Annotated in this window: 14 protein-coding genes; 3 read left to right on the top strand and 11 right to left on the bottom strand. The window is 70.0% G+C overall.

The window, feature by feature from the left end; all coding sequences use genetic code 11:
* Position 1: 1 nt before the first annotated feature.
* Positions 2-757 (bottom strand): Asp/Glu racemase, encoded by a 756-nt coding sequence (locus tag ACFYRU_RS36875; RefSeq protein ID WP_387667884.1) that lies wholly within the window; start codon positions 755-757, stop codon positions 2-4.
* Between the two features lie 67 nt (positions 758-824).
* Between ACFYRU_RS36875 and ACFYRU_RS36870 the strand changes: the two genes are divergently transcribed.
* The 3 genes from ACFYRU_RS36870 to ACFYRU_RS36860 are packed head-to-tail and all read left to right on the top strand — an operon-like array spanning position 825 to position 3,678.
* Positions 825-1,805: a D-2-hydroxyacid dehydrogenase gene (locus ACFYRU_RS36870; RefSeq protein ID WP_387667882.1), complete on the top strand. Its 981-nt coding sequence runs from the start codon at positions 825-827 to the stop codon at positions 1,803-1,805.
* A complete protein-coding gene (locus tag ACFYRU_RS36865) occupies positions 1,802-3,187 on the top strand; it encodes an amidase (protein WP_387667880.1) in 1,386 nt (461 codons plus the stop codon). Before ACFYRU_RS36870 ends, ACFYRU_RS36865 begins: the two co-directional genes overlap by 4 nt.
* Positions 3,184-3,678 carry a DUF3830 family protein gene (locus tag ACFYRU_RS36860; RefSeq protein ID WP_387667878.1) on the top strand — a complete coding sequence of 165 codons (495 nt, stop codon included), beginning with the start codon at positions 3,184-3,186 and terminating at the stop codon, positions 3,676-3,678. The genes ACFYRU_RS36865 and ACFYRU_RS36860 overlap by 4 nt, the downstream gene beginning before the upstream one ends.
* On the opposite strand, the gene ACFYRU_RS36855 is transcribed toward ACFYRU_RS36860, so the two are convergent.
* From ACFYRU_RS36855 to ACFYRU_RS36810, 10 genes are all read right to left on the bottom strand, one after another.
* Entirely contained in the window at positions 3,665-4,471 is an 807-nt protein-coding gene (locus ACFYRU_RS36855; protein WP_387667876.1) for a MerR family transcriptional regulator, read from the bottom strand. The two genes, ACFYRU_RS36860 and ACFYRU_RS36855, sit on opposite strands and share 14 nt — an antisense overlap.
* A 5-nt stretch (positions 4,472-4,476) precedes the next feature.
* The gene (locus tag ACFYRU_RS36850) at positions 4,477-5,898 is read right to left on the bottom strand and encodes an amidase family protein (protein WP_387667873.1); all 1,422 of its coding nucleotides are present in this window, start codon (positions 5,896-5,898) and stop codon (positions 4,477-4,479) included.
* 33 nt (positions 5,899-5,931) lie between these two features.
* Positions 5,932-7,032 carry an amidohydrolase family protein gene (locus tag ACFYRU_RS36845; protein WP_387667870.1) on the bottom strand — a complete coding sequence of 367 codons (1,101 nt, stop codon included), beginning with the start codon at positions 7,030-7,032 and terminating at the stop codon, positions 5,932-5,934.
* A 169-nt stretch (positions 7,033-7,201) separates the two neighbouring features.
* Complete coding sequence (locus ACFYRU_RS36840; protein ID WP_387667868.1) at positions 7,202-7,345, bottom strand: hypothetical protein; 144 nt, start codon at positions 7,343-7,345, stop codon at positions 7,202-7,204.
* Positions 7,342-8,529, bottom strand: a complete 1,188-nt coding sequence (locus ACFYRU_RS36835) for a M20 family metallopeptidase (protein ID WP_387667867.1) — start codon at positions 8,527-8,529, stop codon at positions 7,342-7,344. Before ACFYRU_RS36835 ends, ACFYRU_RS36840 begins: the two co-directional genes overlap by 4 nt.
* A gap of 255 nt (positions 8,530-8,784) precedes the next feature.
* Positions 8,785-10,359, bottom strand: a complete 1,575-nt coding sequence (atzF, locus tag ACFYRU_RS36830; protein WP_387667864.1) for an allophanate hydrolase — start codon at positions 10,357-10,359, stop codon at positions 8,785-8,787.
* The gene (locus tag ACFYRU_RS36825) at positions 10,356-12,353 is read right to left on the bottom strand and encodes a 5-oxoprolinase/urea amidolyase family protein (protein ID WP_387667862.1); all 1,998 of its coding nucleotides are present in this window, start codon (positions 12,351-12,353) and stop codon (positions 10,356-10,358) included. Before ACFYRU_RS36825 ends, atzF begins: the two co-directional genes overlap by 4 nt.
* Entirely contained in the window at positions 12,314-12,931 is a 618-nt protein-coding gene (locus ACFYRU_RS36820; RefSeq protein ID WP_387667860.1) for an urea amidolyase associated protein UAAP2, read from the bottom strand. Before ACFYRU_RS36820 ends, ACFYRU_RS36825 begins: the two co-directional genes overlap by 40 nt.
* Positions 12,928-13,539: a DUF1989 domain-containing protein gene (locus ACFYRU_RS36815; protein WP_387667858.1), complete on the bottom strand. Its 612-nt coding sequence runs from the start codon at positions 13,537-13,539 to the stop codon at positions 12,928-12,930. Before ACFYRU_RS36815 ends, ACFYRU_RS36820 begins: the two co-directional genes overlap by 4 nt.
* The gene (locus ACFYRU_RS36810) at positions 13,536-15,107 is read right to left on the bottom strand and encodes an amino acid permease (RefSeq protein ID WP_387667856.1); all 1,572 of its coding nucleotides are present in this window, start codon (positions 15,105-15,107) and stop codon (positions 13,536-13,538) included. The genes ACFYRU_RS36815 and ACFYRU_RS36810 overlap by 4 nt, the downstream gene beginning before the upstream one ends.
* Between the last annotated feature and the right edge of the window lie 77 nt (positions 15,108-15,184).

The raw sequence follows: 15,184 nt of genomic DNA, 5'->3' as shown, positions 1-15,184 counted from the left end.
GTCACCTCTCCTCCAGCAGGTGTTGGCCCGGTCCGATGCCGGTATGGCCGGCGAGTTCCAGGACGGCCCACATGGTCACCTGGTTCGCCGTCAGGACCGGCTTGCCCAGGGTCGCCTCCAGGCCGGCGATCACGTCGTAGGTCGGCAGGTTCGTGCAGCTGATGAAGATCGCCTCGACGGCGTCACTGTCGACGCTGCGGACGAGCTCGACGGTGGTCTCGTACGGGACCGCCCAGATCTGCGCGATCAACCCGAGCCCTGCCGTTGCCACCACCTCGATATCGGCCTGCGCCAGGAATGCGGTCAGGCCCGCGGTCAGGTCGTTCGTGTACGGCGTGACCGTCGCGATCCGGTTGATCCCGAGCCGCCGGAGTGCGAGCAGCAGCGCGCCGCTCGTGGTCACCGCGGCCGGGGCACCCGCGCCGACCATCGCGTCGACGAGCGCGAGTTCACCGGTCAGGCCGCCGACGAAGCTGCCGAACGTGCACGCGTAGGCGACCGCCAGCGGAGCGACGGCGAGCACGTTGTACGTGGTGCGAGCGATCAGCTCCGGGTCCGAGACGTGCACCGCCATCTCGACGGTCGCGGCCAGCGGGGCGTACGGCGTCCGGGTGACGTGCAGCGTGACGTCGTCGGGGACCCAGCGCCACAGCTCGCGGTCGAGCGCGAAGTCGTACGGCGCGACGACGCCGATGCCGGTCTGCAGCAGGGGAGGCACCGCGGCCGGCAGCGGGTGCGTGAGGGGACGCGTGCTCATGCGAGTCAGTGTGCGGCTATGAGCGGATTGTTGACAATCCTACCAGCGGGTTCCTAGCCTCGAACCTGTGCCAGCCCCCGCCGAGAAGCCCGTGGTCGCGGTGCTCTGCGAGCGGGCGACGGACCGCCCGCCGGGTCTCGGGGAGCTGCCGCTCGAGTTCCGGTACTGCGCCGCGGACGGGTTGAGCGCAGCGGTTCAGGGAGCGCGGGCGTTGCTGCTCTGGGACTTCTTCTCGACCGCGGTCCGGGACGTGTGGGCAGTGGCCGGGGCGCTCGAGTGGGTCCACGTGACCGCGGCCGGTGTCGACACCCTGCTGTTCGACGAGCTGCGCGACTCGGCCGTCGTCGTTACCAACGCACACGGAGTGTTCGACCGCCCGATCGCGGAGTACGTCCTCGGCGCGGTCATCGCGCACGCGAAGGACAGCCTGCGCAGCTTCGGCCTGCAGCGCGAGCAGCGGTGGCAGCACCGCGAGACCCGGAGCATCCTGGGCGCGAACGCGCTCGTGGTCGGGACCGGGGCGATCGGCCGAGAGACCGCCCGGCTGCTGCGTGCCGCCGGGTTGCGGGTGCGGGGCGCCGGCCGGGTCGCGCGAGGGGACGACCCGGACTTCGGCGAAGTTGTTGCCAGTAGCAATCTTCGGGCCGAGGTCGGCTGGGCCGACCATGTCGTACTCGCGGCGCCGTTGACTCCGGCGACCCGCGGCCTGGTCGACGCGGGCGTACTGGCCGCGATGCGTCCGGGTACACATCTCGTGAACGTTGCGCGTGGTCCGATTGTCGACGAAATTGCACTGGTCGACGCCGTTGCCGGCGGACGGATCGCGGCCACCCTCGACGTGTTCGACTGCGAACCGCTGCCGCCGGACCACCCGCTCTGGAACGCGCCGAACGTGACGGTCACCGCGCACATGTCCGGCGACGTGATCGGTTGGCGCGACACATTGGCCGCACAGTTCGCGGACAACGCGCGGCGCTGGCTCGCCGGCGAAACACTGCTGAACGTTGTCGACAAGAAACTCGGCTACATCCCGACAGGAGATCGATGACGCAGGCAACCGAGTTGATCGAGGGCTACCGGACCGGTGCGTTGTCCCCGGTCGAGGCGACCCGGGACGCGCTGGACGCGATCGAGCGGTACGACGACCAGGTCAACGCGTTCGTCCTGGTCGACGCGGAAGGTGCGATCGCCGCGGCGAAGGAGTCCGAGGCCCGCTGGCACGCGGGTACGCCGCTCGGACCCGGCGACGGCGTACCGACGTCGATCAAGGACGCGTTGTGGACGAAAGGCTGGCCGACACTGCGCGGCAGCACCATGATCGACCCGGCCGGGCCGTGGGACGAGGACGCGCCGTCGGTCGCACGCCTGCGCGAGACCGGTGCGGTCATCCTCGGCAAGACGACCACGCCGGAGTACTCGTGGAAGGGCGTCACCGACTCGTTCACCTACGGCGCAACCGGCAATCCATGGGATCCGACGAAGACCTCGGGTGGTTCGAGCGGCGGGTCCGCGACCGCGGTCGGGCTCGGGATGGGCGTGTGGTCGCTCGGTACGGACGGCGGCGGCTCGGTCCGGATCCCGGCGGCGTTCACCGGTACGGTCGCGCTGAAGCCGACGTACGGGCTGATCCCGCTGTTCCCGCCGAGCGCCTTCGGAACACTGTCGCATGCGGGGCCGATGACGCGGACCGTACGCGACGCCGCGGCGCTGCTCGACATCGTGACTGGTTACGACCCGCGGGACTGGTCGGCGATGCCGACACCGGCCCGGTCGTTCCTGGCCGGTCTGGACGACGGGATCGCCGGACTGCGGGTCGCGTTCTCGCCCGATCTCGGTTTCGTCGACAACGATCCCGAGGTCGAGGCGCTCGTACGTTCCGCGGTCGGCGTCCTGGCCGGCCTCGGCGCCGAGGTGACCGAGACCGATCCCGGGTTCACCGACCCGATCGACGCGTTCAACGTGCTCTGGTGGTCGGGCGCCGCGAAGGTACTTTCCGCTTACACCGTTGACGATCGGGTTGATCCCGGCCTGCGGCGGGTCGCCGAGCTGGGTGCCGCGTACACGGCGTCGGACTTCCTCGACGCGACGGCGGTCCGGATGGAGCTCGGGACGCTGATGGGGCGGTTCCACGAGCAGTACGACGTACTGGTCACGCCGACGCTGCCGATCACGGCGTTCCCGGTCGGGCAGGACGTACCGGACGGTTCGGCGTCGCCGGACTGGACCAGCTGGACGCCGTACACGTATCCGTTCAACCTGACCCAGCAGCCGGCGCTGAGTGTGCCGTGCGGGTTCACCTCGGCCGGTCTGCCGGTCGGATTGCAGATCGTCGGGAAGCGGCATGCCGACGACCTGACGCTGCGGGTCGGCCAGGCGTACCAGGCCGCGACCGACTGGCATCGCCGCACCCCGACCCTGGAGGCACGATGAAGCACATCACCGTCAGCCTGGACAAGCGCGGCGTGACCTGCGTCGCGAAGCTCCTCGACGACGTCGCGCCGCGGACGTGTGCGGCGGTGTGGGACGCGTTGCCGCTGTCGGCGCCGGTGTTCCACGGGAAGTACGCGCGGAACGAGATCTTCTACACGCTGCTGCCCGGGTTCGCTTCCGATCCGGGGAAGGAGAACACGACGGTCACGCCGATCCCGGGGGATCTGTGCTGGTTCTCGTTCGACTCCGACGATCTCGGGAATCCGGCGTACGGGTACGAGAACACGACCGGCACCGGGACGACCGGTGCGATCGTCGACCTGGCCGTGTTCTACGGGCGGAACAACCTGCTGATCAACGGCGACCAGGGCTGGATACCGGGCAACGTGTTCGGAGCCGTGACGGAGAACCTCGACGAGTTCGCGGCGGCCTGTCAGGACCTGTGGATGGGCGGGGCGCGCGGGGAGACGCTGTCGTTCAAGCGGTTGTGAACGGCTGCTGCAGTTCGGTGACCCAGCCGGCCGGGTCTTCCGGCGTGTCGAGGTAGAGCTCGCGGGCCGGTTCGGCAGCCCGCCGGTCGTTGTCCTCGAGCCAGCGGGCGAGCGCCTGCCAGGAGGCGAGGACCTGGTCGATCGGGCCGCGATGGACCACGGTTGCCGCCGGTATTGGCGGCAGGTCGAAGATCTCGAGGCCGTTGATGTTGCCTCCGGCATCGAACGCCGCGGGGACGGTTGCTCGTACGACGATCTCGTCGGTCTGTTCGTACAAGCAGGTGAGCCGGCCGGCCGGACGTACGTCGGCGTCCGGCAGCCGGCGGCCGAGTTCCGCGCAGAGCGGGTGCACGACCGGCGAGATGTCGTCCGGCGTGAAGCTCGCGGCGGTCGAGGTCAGGCCGATCAGCCGTACCGCGGGTAGTTCCTTCACGACGATGTCCGCGGCCGGGATCTCGGCCTCCAGGCCGCGCAGCCGGGCCTCGACCTGCGCCAGCCGGGCGTTGCTCTCGGCAACGGTGGTCTCGAGTTGCGCGCGGCGCAGGGTGAGCATCGCGCGGAGTTCGGCCGGCGTCGGATTGTCGACAATCATCGTGTTGACTTGGTCGAGGGAGAAGCCGAGGTCCTTCAGCGCGACGATTCGGTTCAGGTCGGCGAGCTGGGCCGCGGTGTAGCTGCGGTACCCGGTCGCGGGGTCGACGTACGCCGGTCGCAGCAGGCCGATCGCGTCGTAGTGCCGCAGCATCCGAATCGACACCCGGCCGTGGCGGGCGAACTCACCGATCGCGAACATGTCTGTCAGTCAACCAGCTGCTGCAGGAGTTCGGCGAAGGTGATCGCGGTGTCGTCCTCGTGCCACGGGCCGATGACCTGCGCGGCCGTCGGGAGCCCGGCCGGTGTGTGGCCGATCGGCATGCTCAGCGCGGGCAGCCCGGTGAGCGAGGCGTGCGCGATCCAGAAGACCTGCGCTTCGTACGGTCGTCCGTCGATCGTCGTCGACCCGTGGGGGAACGCGACGGTGAAGCTGGTCGGGCAGAGGAACACGTCGACGTCGTCGAAGTACTGCTGCCACCTCGCCCTGGCCGCCAGCCGGTTCCGTTCGGTGGTGAGCAGCTGGTCGACGGTCAACGCGGTCGGTTCGCCGCCGCCGTGCAGGGCGAAGAAGAGTTCGACCTGGCGCCCGAACTCCGCGGCCTGTTCGTTCGGGTCGACGCGGTCCGGCCAATTGTCAACAATCCTCGCACCGCTCTTCGCCAGCTGGTCGATCGTGTTGGAGAGCGCATCGCCGACGTCGGCGGTCACCGGTGCGGCCGGGTGGTCGGTGACGATTCCTACGCGGTAGTCGCTCAGCTGCCGGTGCCTCGGTGGGCGGGCGGTGTACGAGTACGGCGCGTCGGGGCCGGCGGTTGCGTGCAGTGCGAGGCGGAGGTCCGCGGCCGAGCGCGCGAGTGGTCCGATCGTCGACAGGTTGGGCAGTTCGCTGGGGACGTACGGCGTACCTGGGAGCTGGAAGCCGCGTTGCGGGACGAGTCCGTTGGTGGGCTTCAGTCCGTAGACCCCGCAGTAGGCCGCGGGCAGGCGGATCGATCCGACCAGGTCGGAGCCGTACTCGAGATACGTGAGCCCTGCCGCAAGCGCGGCCGCCGCACCACCGGACGAGCCGCCGGGCGTACGGGTCACGTCGGCCGGGTTGTTGGTCCGGCCGTAGACCTCGTTCGTGGTCTGCCCGAAGTCGGCGAGCATCGTGTGGACATTCGTCTTGCCGACAACGATCGCCCCGGCCCGCTCCAACCGCTCCACCACCACCGCATCGCGCCGCGCAACGAACCCCGCAAACGCCGGATTCCCCCAGGTCGTACGCATCCCAGCAACATCGAAACACTCTTTGACAGTCACCGGCACCCCATGCAACACCCCAAACCACCCACCACCCCCCGCGCCACTCCCACCAGCCGCGCCGCCCCCGCCACCCGCGCCGCCCCCGCCACTCGGTCCGCCCGTGCCGCTCGTGCCGCCCGTGCCGCCCTTGCCTGCGCTGGCGGCCAGGGCGACTGCGGCGTCGGCGCGGGCTGCTGCTGCGAGGGCGTGATCGCGTCGTACTTCGACGACTGCGTTGACCTTCGTGTCAGCGGCGATTCGTGCCAGCAGGCCTTCGGTGAGTTCTCGAGACGTTGTGCGGCCGGTACGGATCTGCTCCGCGGCCTCTCGTGCTGTCAACATGCGGATTGTCTACGGTCTGACACTGTGTGAGAGTCAACGCTCGACCTCGACCCCGTTGTGAAACACCCGCCTGACCCGATCCTCCAGCGCCGAACAGTCCAACCCGGTCCCATCCAGAACCACCAGATCAGCCCGCTTGCCCGCCGCGAGCTCCCCGCGATCGTCCGCCAACCCGAGCAACCGCGCCGCGTCGATCGTCGCCGCCCGGAACGCTCCCGCCGCACCCAACCCGGCCGCCGCCAGATGCCGAAGCTCCCACAGCACCTCCGAATGCGGCCGCACCGGACCATCGGTCCCCATCGCGATCCGTACCCCGGCGTCGATCGCCAACCGCATCGACTCCCGATGCGCCGCGGCCGCCCCGTCCGGCGCATGTTCCGGATCCGACTGCGTCACCGACAAAGTCGGCACGTACCAAGTCCCGCACTCCGCCATCGCAGCAACCGCCGCCTCGTCGAGGTACGTACCGTGCTCCACACTCGCGGCCCCCGTACGCGCCGCGAGCTCAGCCGCCCGCGCCCCATGCGCATGCACCATGACCCGGCGCCCGCCGCGCCGCCGCGCTTCGTCCACCACCGCAGCCAGTTCGTCGAACGTCAGTTGCACATCGTGCACGCCGATCCCGAGCGCCATCGACCCGGTCGCCGTCACCTTGATCCAGTCCGCCCCGGCCCGAACCATCCGCCGTACGACGGCCCGCCCCGCATCCGCCCCGTCGAAGATCGGATCCGGCAGCGACGGATCCCCGTAGAACTCCAGCGGCCCGGTGCGCGGCGCCCACACATCCCCGATCGCGCCCGTCGTACCGACCTGCCGCAGACTCAACAGCAGCTCGGGCCCTTCGATCCAGCCGTTCTCGATCGCGAGCCGTACACCGGCGTCGGCGCCCCACGCGTCCCGCACCGTCGTCACCCCGAGCCGCAGCAACGTCCGCAACGCCGGTACCGCCGACAACACCCGCGCCGACCGCGGCAGCCGCAGCGCATCCATCCCCGGCGGCCCGAAGCACACGTGCGTATGACAGTCGACGAACCCCGGTACCAGCAACGCCCCGGCGCAGTCGACGCCTTCGTCCCCGTCGAGCCCGATCCCCACGCCGACGATCCGATCGCCGACAAGCACAACGTCCGCCACCCGCACCTCACCCGACCGAACATCAAGCACCGCCCCCGAATGCAGCACCCGCCGCCTCACCCCGCCCCACCCACCAACCACGCCCCGACCAACGCGTACGCCCGCGCTGCCGTCCGTACCTCGCCGGCCGAGACGTCGAGCACTGCCCCCGAATGCAGGACTCGCCGCCTCACTCCGCCCCACCGACCAACCACACCCCCGACCAACGCGTACCCCCGACCAACGCGTACGCCCGGACCAGCACGTACACCCGCGCCTCCGTCCGTACCTCGCCCGCCGGGACATCGAGCACTGCCCCCGAAAGGCGACTCATTCCGCCGCACCCAGCAACCGCAACGCGATCAACGCGTACGCGCGGGCCGCGGTGACGAGCTCCGCGATCGCGACCGACTCATCGGCCCGGTGCGCCTGCGTGGTCACCGAACCGGGGCCGAGGACAACCACCGGTACGCCGAGATCGCGCGCGACGTACCCGCCGTCGCAGGCGGCCGTCCACCCCGCCAGCGGCATCGGCGGACCACCCGCGTCGAACCGCGCGCCCTCGGTCACGCGTACCAGTTCATGATCCTCGGGGGTCTCGAAAGCCGGCATCTCCATCGGCATCGAGAGCTCCACGGTCAGCCCACGATCCTCCAGCCGGAGCGCCGCGACGCGGCGCTCCAGATCGGCCAGTACCTCGGCCGGTGACTCGCCCGGGAGGAGCCGGCGGTCGGCGACCACCACGCAGTCGGCCGGGACGATCGAGCCGCCGGTGCCGCCGTTGATCTGGCCGACGCTCCAGGTCGCCGGCCCGAGGAGCGGATGTGGTGCCTGTGCCAGTTCGCCGTGCAGGCGTTCGATCTCGGCGATGACGGCTGCCGCGCCGTAGATCGCGTTCGCACCACCGTCCGGGTTCCCCGCATGCGAGGCGCGCCCGTGCACCGCCACCTGCAAGTACGAGTCACCCCGCGCCGCCACAATCGTCTGCAGCTCGGTGGGCTCGGCTGTAACACATCCGACGTACTGGTGTTCCGCGGACTCGATGTAGGCGCGAATGCCTTTACCAGTTTCCTCTTCGTCCACGACTGCAACCAGCTCCACCGACCCACTCAACGCCGAGCCGCGGAGCGCCGCAAGGGCTGCCAGCGCTGCCGCGAGACCACCCTTCATGTCGGAAGCACCGCGCCCGTAGATCCGTCCATCCCGCACAAGCCCGCCGTACGGCTCCACCGTCCACCCGTCACCGACCGGCACAACATCCGTGTGCCCGAGCAACAGCAGCCCAGGACCGTTGCCGCCGGCAAGTGTCACCGACACGTTGTCACGACCCGGTTCGACGGGAACAGTCACGACGTCCAGGTCGAGCTCCCGCCCGGCCGCCGCGAGCACGGCAACCGTCGCGGCCTCCTCACCCGGCGGGTTCTGCCCGGGCGCACGGAGCAGTTCCCGCGTGATCCGGACCAGCAACTCCTCGTCGATCCGTTCCAGCACTTCTTGTTCGGCGGGCGTCAGGCTCATGCCTACCTACCTTAAGTTCACCCCCCGTCCAGCTCGGCCGGCGCCGTGCGTTCGTCGGAATGGGGACCTGGTACAGGCAATGGGGTGGCGGGACAGGAAATAGCCTGTGCCAAGGCCCCATGACCTGTCTCACGACCCCAAGACAGCCCGCCCATGGCCTGCGGGGTCCGACAGCGCGCGGCCTGTACGGCCCGCGGCCGCCGCCGCCGTACCCACGAGTCCCGGACGAGCTGGCCAGGTGTCCGCCGCCTCGGCTCAGCGGCCGGACAGGTAGGCGCGCCAGCCGCCCGTAGCGGTGATGTCGCGGGCCGGATCTGCCGCGTCGGCGGTGCAGACGAAGCCGAGGACCGTCCGTCCGTCGTCGAGTTCCAGGGGGCCGAGGGCGAGGGGTGGGGTGATGGTTGCGGCGAAGGCGCCGAGTTCGGTGGTGGGCAGGGTCCAGACCTCGACCTCGATGCCTGGGCCGTCGGGCTCTGTCAGCGTTCGGGTCAGGCCGGGTCGCGGGCCGTCGACGAGGTACATGCGGTACGACGGTGCGGTCCGGGTCGTGTACGCGAGCCGGGCTCCGCGGCGTACGAGCTGGTCGTTGAGTGGCTGACCCGACAGGTGAGCGCCCGCGACCGCCAGCAGGATCTGACCGTCAGGAGTAGGAGGTACGGGCTCGCCGCACCAGAGTGCGGCCAGATCGATCAGCTCGTGGTCGTGACCGGCCGGTGCGAGCAGTTGGACGCCGAACGGAAGGCCGTCGGCCCTATCCACCCCGGGGAAGGCGACCGCGCAGAGGTCGAGCAGGTTGACCATGTTAGTGAACCGGCCCAGTCGGCTGTTCACGCCGATCGGATCGGCCGCGACGTCGGCCAGCGTGGGATGCCCCGGCGTCACCGGCAGCAGCAACGCGTCAATCTGCGTCCACAGGTACTCACTCGCCCGGGCCAGCGCCGCGAGCTGGTCGAAGCCCGCGAACGCAGCCGCCGCGGTGAGCGCCTCGCCGCCGCGGACGATCGCTCGCACCGTCGGGTCGACGGCCGGGTCGTCGTCGAGCTTGTCCCCGAACGCGAGCCACCGTTCCGCCAGCCACGGCCCCGAGTACAGCAGGTCAGCTGCAGCGAGCAGCGGCCGTACGTCGACCTTGACGACCTCGCCCAGCCGATGAGCCTCGTCGAGCGTCGCCTGCCACGCCTCGGCGTGCATCGGATCCAGGTCGAGTACCTGATCGGGCACGCCGATCACACCACGGGCGGGCCGATGCGGCAGGGAGTCCGCCCGGCGCGACCAAGCGTCGTCGGGGTCGTAGGCAACCATCACCTCGTACGCCGCCCGCGCGGTGGCGACCGTACGAGCCATCACCGTCACGCAATCGAGCGACCGGCAGGCCGGTACGACACCCCGCGCCGACACCAGCCCGCGGCTCGGCTTGATACCGATCAGCCGATTGAACGCCGCCGGCACCCGCCCGCTCCCGGCCGTGTCCGTCCCGAGCGCGAAGTCGACCTGCCCACTGGCCACCGCAACCGCACTGCCCGAGCTCGACCCGCCCGACACATGCCGCTCCGAGAACACCGAGTGACAAGCCCCGTACGGCGACCGCGTACCGACCAGGCCGGTCGCGTACTGGTCGAGGTTCGTCTTGCCCAGCGGTACGGCACCGGCCGCGATCAACCGGTCGACCACGAACGCATTGCGCTCCGCTGGCACCGAATTCCGCGGGTCGCCCGCGGTCGTCGGCACACCGGCGAGATCGATGTTGTCCTTGAGCGCCATCGTCAGCCCGTGCAACGGCCCGGGCATCGGTGCGGCCGGTGCGACCCGGGTGATCCATTCGTTGTTCATGCGCCCCACCGGGCCCGTTCGGCCTCGAACGCGGCGCGGCGCCGGGCCCGTACGGTTGCTATCTCCACTGGTGCCTCCTGCTCGATCCGGCGGACGTCGGCGATCGAGAACGTCGCGGGTGCGGTCTTCAGGTCCGCGCGTCCGGCGGCGATCTCGGCCCGCTCGTGCGCGAGTTGCCCGGCGCTCACCGGCGTGAACCGGATCAGGTCGAACTGCCTCAGCAACCAGGGTTGCTCGTCGGCGGGGGACAGCCGCCAGACCGGTACGGTACGCCCGACCAACTGGTACCCGCCCGGGCCTTCCATCCCGTACACGCACAGGTAGATCCCACCGATCCCGACGGCGTTCTGTGGTGTCCAGGTCCGCGCCGGGTTGTACTTCGTGGTCACCAGCCGGTGCCGGGGATCGACCGGTACGGCGACCGGTGCGCCCAGGTACACGTCGCCGAGACCGACCACCAGGTACGTTGCGGCCTGCACGATCTCGAACACCTCGTCGCGTTCGGCCAGATCGTTGACGCGGCGGATGAACTCGACGTTGTCCGGGCACCACGGCGCGTCCGGCCGCACCGACGTGGCGTACCGGCGCATCGCCTCGTGCGCCTCCGGATGGTCGAACGCGATCGGCAACACCACCTCGCGGGCCGGCAGCACCACGGTTTCCGGATCGCCCAGTCCGGCCGTCAGGAACACCAGCCGCTCCGCGAGCTCGGTCAGCGCGAGACGTGCCGAGTCGACCGCGACCAGCAATGAACGTACGCCTTCGACGATCTCCGTGACTCCTGCCGGTCGATCCTCCCGCAACGCCTGCGCGAGCAGGTGGATCCAGACCCGGACCGTGAGATCGAGCTCGGCCGGTCCGGCCTCGACGAGCAGGTGCCGCTCGCCCGCGCAGCGGATCGTGTACGCCGGCGCCGTCGCCGACTTCTCGCCGCGGTGCAACGTCGTCGGACGATCCGGCGTACCGACCGAGGCGGCAACCGGAGCGGGCTCCTGCCGGAGATCGGTCAGCCAGCGCCGACGGGAGCGGATCGCCTCCGCCGCAACGTTCGGTGTCACCGGGACGAGCTGGACGGAGTCGCCGGCGCGCAACTGGCCCAGGATCCAGCGGTCGGCCTCGATCACCACCGCGGGTACGACGAAACCGCCGAGCGACGGACCGTCCTTGCCGACGATGACGGGCGTGTCACCGGACAGCATGATGCCGCCGACCGGGTACGCCGAGTCGTGCACGTTGGACGGATGCAGACCGGCCTCGCCGCCGTCGGTCCGGGCCCAGCCGGGCGTCGGCCCGACCAGCCGGATCCCGGTACGGTCCGACCGATGGTCGACGATCCACTTGTTGGCGAAGAACGCCTCGGCTCCTTCGACAGTGAGATGTTCCGGCGCGCCATGCGGGCCTGGGATCACCCGAAGCTGCCACGAGTCGAGCATCGCGGGCAGTTCGACCGACTGCGGGGTCAGCAGGTTCTCCTGCCGGCCGAGCGGCAGCCGAACCCCGGCTGCGAGCGGCTTGCCGTCGTGACCACCGAAGCCGCCAAGAATGAAGGTGGATCGGCTGCCGAGTACGCGCGGCACCTCGAGGCCACCCTGGATCGCCACGTACCCGCGCATCCCCGGCCCGTCGATCGGCCCGACGTCCAGCACGGTGCCCGCCGGCCAGCGGACTACCAGCCCCGGCCGGAGCGGCCAGTTGTCGACGGTCGCATTGCTGACGGCTCCGCCGACGCAGATCAGCCGGTCCTCGTCGCAGGTCAGCACCGGTCCGGTCAGCACACACTCCAGCCCGGCCGCCGTGTCCGGATTGCCGACTGCGGCGTTGACCAGCGCGAACGTGAGTTCGTCGGCTGCCCCGGACGGCGGTACGCCGACGTCCCACAGCCCGGGTCGGCCGGCCAGGTCCTGCACCGTCGTTTGGGTGCCTGGGGCAACGACCGTGACGGTCGCGGCCACGCTCACCACCTGCCCAGCAGCTGGATCGGCGTCGGGTTCCATCCGTTGCAGGGATTGTTGACCTGCGGACAGTTGCTGATCAGCACGAACAGGTCGCGGCTCGCTGCGATCTCGACGTACTTTCCCGGCGCCGACAACCCGTCCTCGAAGGTCAGGCCGCCGTCAGGGGTCACAGGTACGTTCATGAAGAAGTTGACGTTGTGGGTGAGCTGCCGCTGCCCGATGCCGACCCGCGCGCCGTACCGCAGGAACGTCTGCCGGCAGGCGTGCTGGTGCCGCGTGAACTCGCCGTACCTGATGACGTTGCTCTCCTGCGAGCACGCACCGCCGACGGTGTCGTGCCGGCCGCAGGTGTCGTCGGTGATCACCGCGAGTTCGTCGAGCCGCGTCGACAGCAGCCGCGATCCCGTGGTCAGGAAGACGGCCCGTTGTTCGCGGATCGTGTCGAACGCGGAGTACCGGTTGCCGATGTCGTGGGCGTCGTAGAACAGCGTGTCGACGGCCTGATTGCCATGCAGGTCGACGATCCGCAGCCGCCCACCGGCCGGCACGGTCACGAGGGCGCCGTCGCCGGCCTCCACCACGGTGTCGAGCGCAACGGTGGTCGTGGTGACGGTCATGCGATCAGCTCCCGGGTCAGTCGTAGGGCGCGCCGCGCTTCCTCCCGGAGTTCGGGATCCCCTGTGCGCTCGGGTGTTTCGAGCTGTACGGCGACCCCCGCGGCGGGCAGATCCGAGAACACGTGTGGGGCGGTCGAGACGAAGACGAGCAGGTCCTGATCGGCCCGAAGCGTGACCGAGTCACCCGCGGTTGCGTGCCCCGGGACGTACGTGAGGGACGCATCGCCCGCGACCGCGACCTTGCTGAAGAAGTTGATGCAGCCGTGCAGATCTGCCTCGCCGAATCCGTGCTTGGTCAACTCGAGCAGAATCAGGTCATCGGGGAGCGCGCCGGTCAGGCAGTCGTGCCAGGCCAGCGTCGATTCGAGTACGGTCGCCAATGCCAACCCGCGGTCGGACATCAGCACCATGCCGGGCTTTATCCGCGCCGACATCTGCGACTTCAGCGTGTCGGGGATGTTCAGCCGGTCGAGCCGGTCGGCGCCGATGATCCACACCGAAGCATTCGCACCATCGCCCAGGGCGGTCAGCGTGACCGTACGTCCAGCCCGAACAGGCGCGGACCATGCGGCGGCTCCGGGGAGGTCGTGGCGATGATCGGCGGTCATGCGCCGGCTCCCTCGGCCTCGGCGACCGGGGCAGGGGCCGGGACGGAGACGCCGATCGAGGCGTAGTACGCCGTCCGCTGACCGAAGAAGGCGATCGCGCCACCGATCGCCACGACGGCGAGCGTGATCAGCGGAAGGTAGTGGAGGTACCAGCCCGCGCCGGCAGGGTCGTACACCTCGGCGCGCGGCCAGCCGAGGTTGACCGCCATCGCCAACCCGTAGCCGACGGCAACGATATTGACGACCGGTCCGAAGCGGCCCAGCGAGAACAGCGGCCGGCCGTTCTCGTCGGTGCCCGCGGGCAGCCCGCCGCCGGTCAGACGCCGTACCAGCAAAGGCGTCGTGACCATCAGGTACGCGACGTACAGCAGCATGATGCAGACGCTGGCGAGGCCGAGGAACAGTCCGGCGTTGCCGACGTTCACGACCAGGCAGACCGCGGCCAGCACACCTGGTACGACGGTCGCGGCCACCGGCGTGCCGGTCCGCGCGGACACCTTGCGCAGTTGCCGCGATCCGGGCAGCACGTTGTCACGTGCCATCGAGAAGATCATCCGGGCGGCCGCGGTCTGGATTGCGAGCGTGCACACGCAGACCGCGAGCGCGACGTCGAGGAGCAGGAGCTTGCCGGTGGTCGTACCCAGCCGGCTCGTCAGCACGTACGGCAGACCTTGCGTCGCGAGCTTCCCGTCGGTCAGCGAAGGCGCGGCCATCAGAGCGGCGACGATCAGGAACGCGCCGCCGATCCCGGACGCGAGGACCGCACGAACGATCGTCCGGGGCGTCGTCGCGCGCGGCTTGTGCGTCTCCTCGGACAGCTCGCCCGCACTGTCGAACCCGACCAGCACGTACGCCGCCATCAACGCCGAGATCAGCAGCGGTACGACGTACCCGGTCGAGCTGTCGAGGTTCGTGGTGTGCAGTACGACGGACGGCCCGCGCTCGGCCTTGCCTGTCAGCAAGATGACGATCAGTACGACGCCGATCAGCTCACACGTGACGCCGACCGAGTTGACCAGCGCGGTGATCCGCACACTGGTCGCGTTCAGAAGAGTCGTCGCGGCCAGCAGCAGGCAGCCCAGGAGTACAGCGTTCGCGGCGCCGTCCTTGGACGCCAGAGCAGAGTCGGTACCGACCAACTGGAAGCCGGGCCAGACCGCGGGCAGTACGACCTGGAGCGCGATGGCGGCTGTCGCCAGCGTGATGATCTGCGCGATCACCATCGTCCAGCCCGCGAACCAGCCGGCGACAGCGCCGCCGAGCCGCCGCGCCCACTGGTAGATCGCGCCCGACAACGGGTACCGCGCGGCGAGTTCGGCGAAGCACAGCGCCACCGTCAGCTGACCGGCCAGGACGGCCGGCCAGGTCCAGAAGAACGCCGTGCCGCCGAACCCGAAGCCCAGCCCGAACAGCTGGAACACGGTGGTCAGGATCGAGACGAACGAGAAGCCCGCCGCGAACGAGGCGTAACTGCCGACCCGGCGCGAGAGTTGCTGCGCGTAGCCGAACCGGCCGAGGTCCCGCGCGCCAAGTTGATCCGTGGTCAGTGTTTCGGTTGATCCTGCCATTCCGGCCTCCGCTGGATCGGGCCCGGAATGCGCGCACAGCAGCCCGGGGCCTTTCAAGGCCTCCCGGGCTTTTGTCC

The sequence above is a fragment of the Kribbella sp. NPDC004536 genome (assembly GCF_042873835.1).
Lineage (GTDB): Bacteria > Actinomycetota > Actinomycetes > Propionibacteriales > Kribbellaceae > Kribbella.
The sequence above is the reverse complement of the archived record's forward strand: the minus strand, read 5'-3'. Positions and strand labels throughout refer to the sequence as shown.

Excerpts from the sequence above, each read along its gene's own strand:
- ACFYRU_RS36875 (WP_387667884.1), bottom strand. The coding sequence starts at position 757 with ATGAGCACGCGTCCCCTCACGCACCCGCTGCCGGCCGCGGTGCCTCCC.
- ACFYRU_RS36865 (WP_387667880.1), top strand. The coding sequence starts at position 1,802 with ATGACGCAGGCAACCGAGTTGATCGAGGGCTACCGGACCGGTGCGTTG.
- ACFYRU_RS36860 (WP_387667878.1), top strand. The coding sequence starts at position 3,184 with ATGAAGCACATCACCGTCAGCCTGGACAAGCGCGGCGTGACCTGCGTC.
- ACFYRU_RS36855 (WP_387667876.1), bottom strand. The coding sequence starts at position 4,471 with ATGTTCGCGATCGGTGAGTTCGCCCGCCACGGCCGGGTGTCGATTCGG.
- ACFYRU_RS36850 (WP_387667873.1), bottom strand. The coding sequence starts at position 5,898 with ATGTTGACAGCACGAGAGGCCGCGGAGCAGATCCGTACCGGCCGCACA.
- ACFYRU_RS36840 (WP_387667868.1), bottom strand. The coding sequence starts at position 7,345 with ATGAGTCGCCTTTCGGGGGCAGTGCTCGATGTCCCGGCGGGCGAGGTA.
- ACFYRU_RS36835 (WP_387667867.1), bottom strand. The coding sequence starts at position 8,529 with ATGAGCCTGACGCCCGCCGAACAAGAAGTGCTGGAACGGATCGACGAG.
- atzF (WP_387667864.1), bottom strand. The coding sequence starts at position 10,359 with ATGAACAACGAATGGATCACCCGGGTCGCACCGGCCGCACCGATGCCC.
- ACFYRU_RS36825 (WP_387667862.1), bottom strand. The coding sequence starts at position 12,353 with ATGGAACCCGACGCCGATCCAGCTGCTGGGCAGGTGGTGAGCGTGGCC.
- ACFYRU_RS36820 (WP_387667860.1), bottom strand. The coding sequence starts at position 12,931 with ATGACCGTCACCACGACCACCGTTGCGCTCGACACCGTGGTGGAGGCC.
- ACFYRU_RS36815 (WP_387667858.1), bottom strand. The coding sequence starts at position 13,539 with ATGACCGCCGATCATCGCCACGACCTCCCCGGAGCCGCCGCATGGTCC.
- ACFYRU_RS36810 (WP_387667856.1), bottom strand. The coding sequence starts at position 15,107 with ATGGCAGGATCAACCGAAACACTGACCACGGATCAACTTGGCGCGCGG.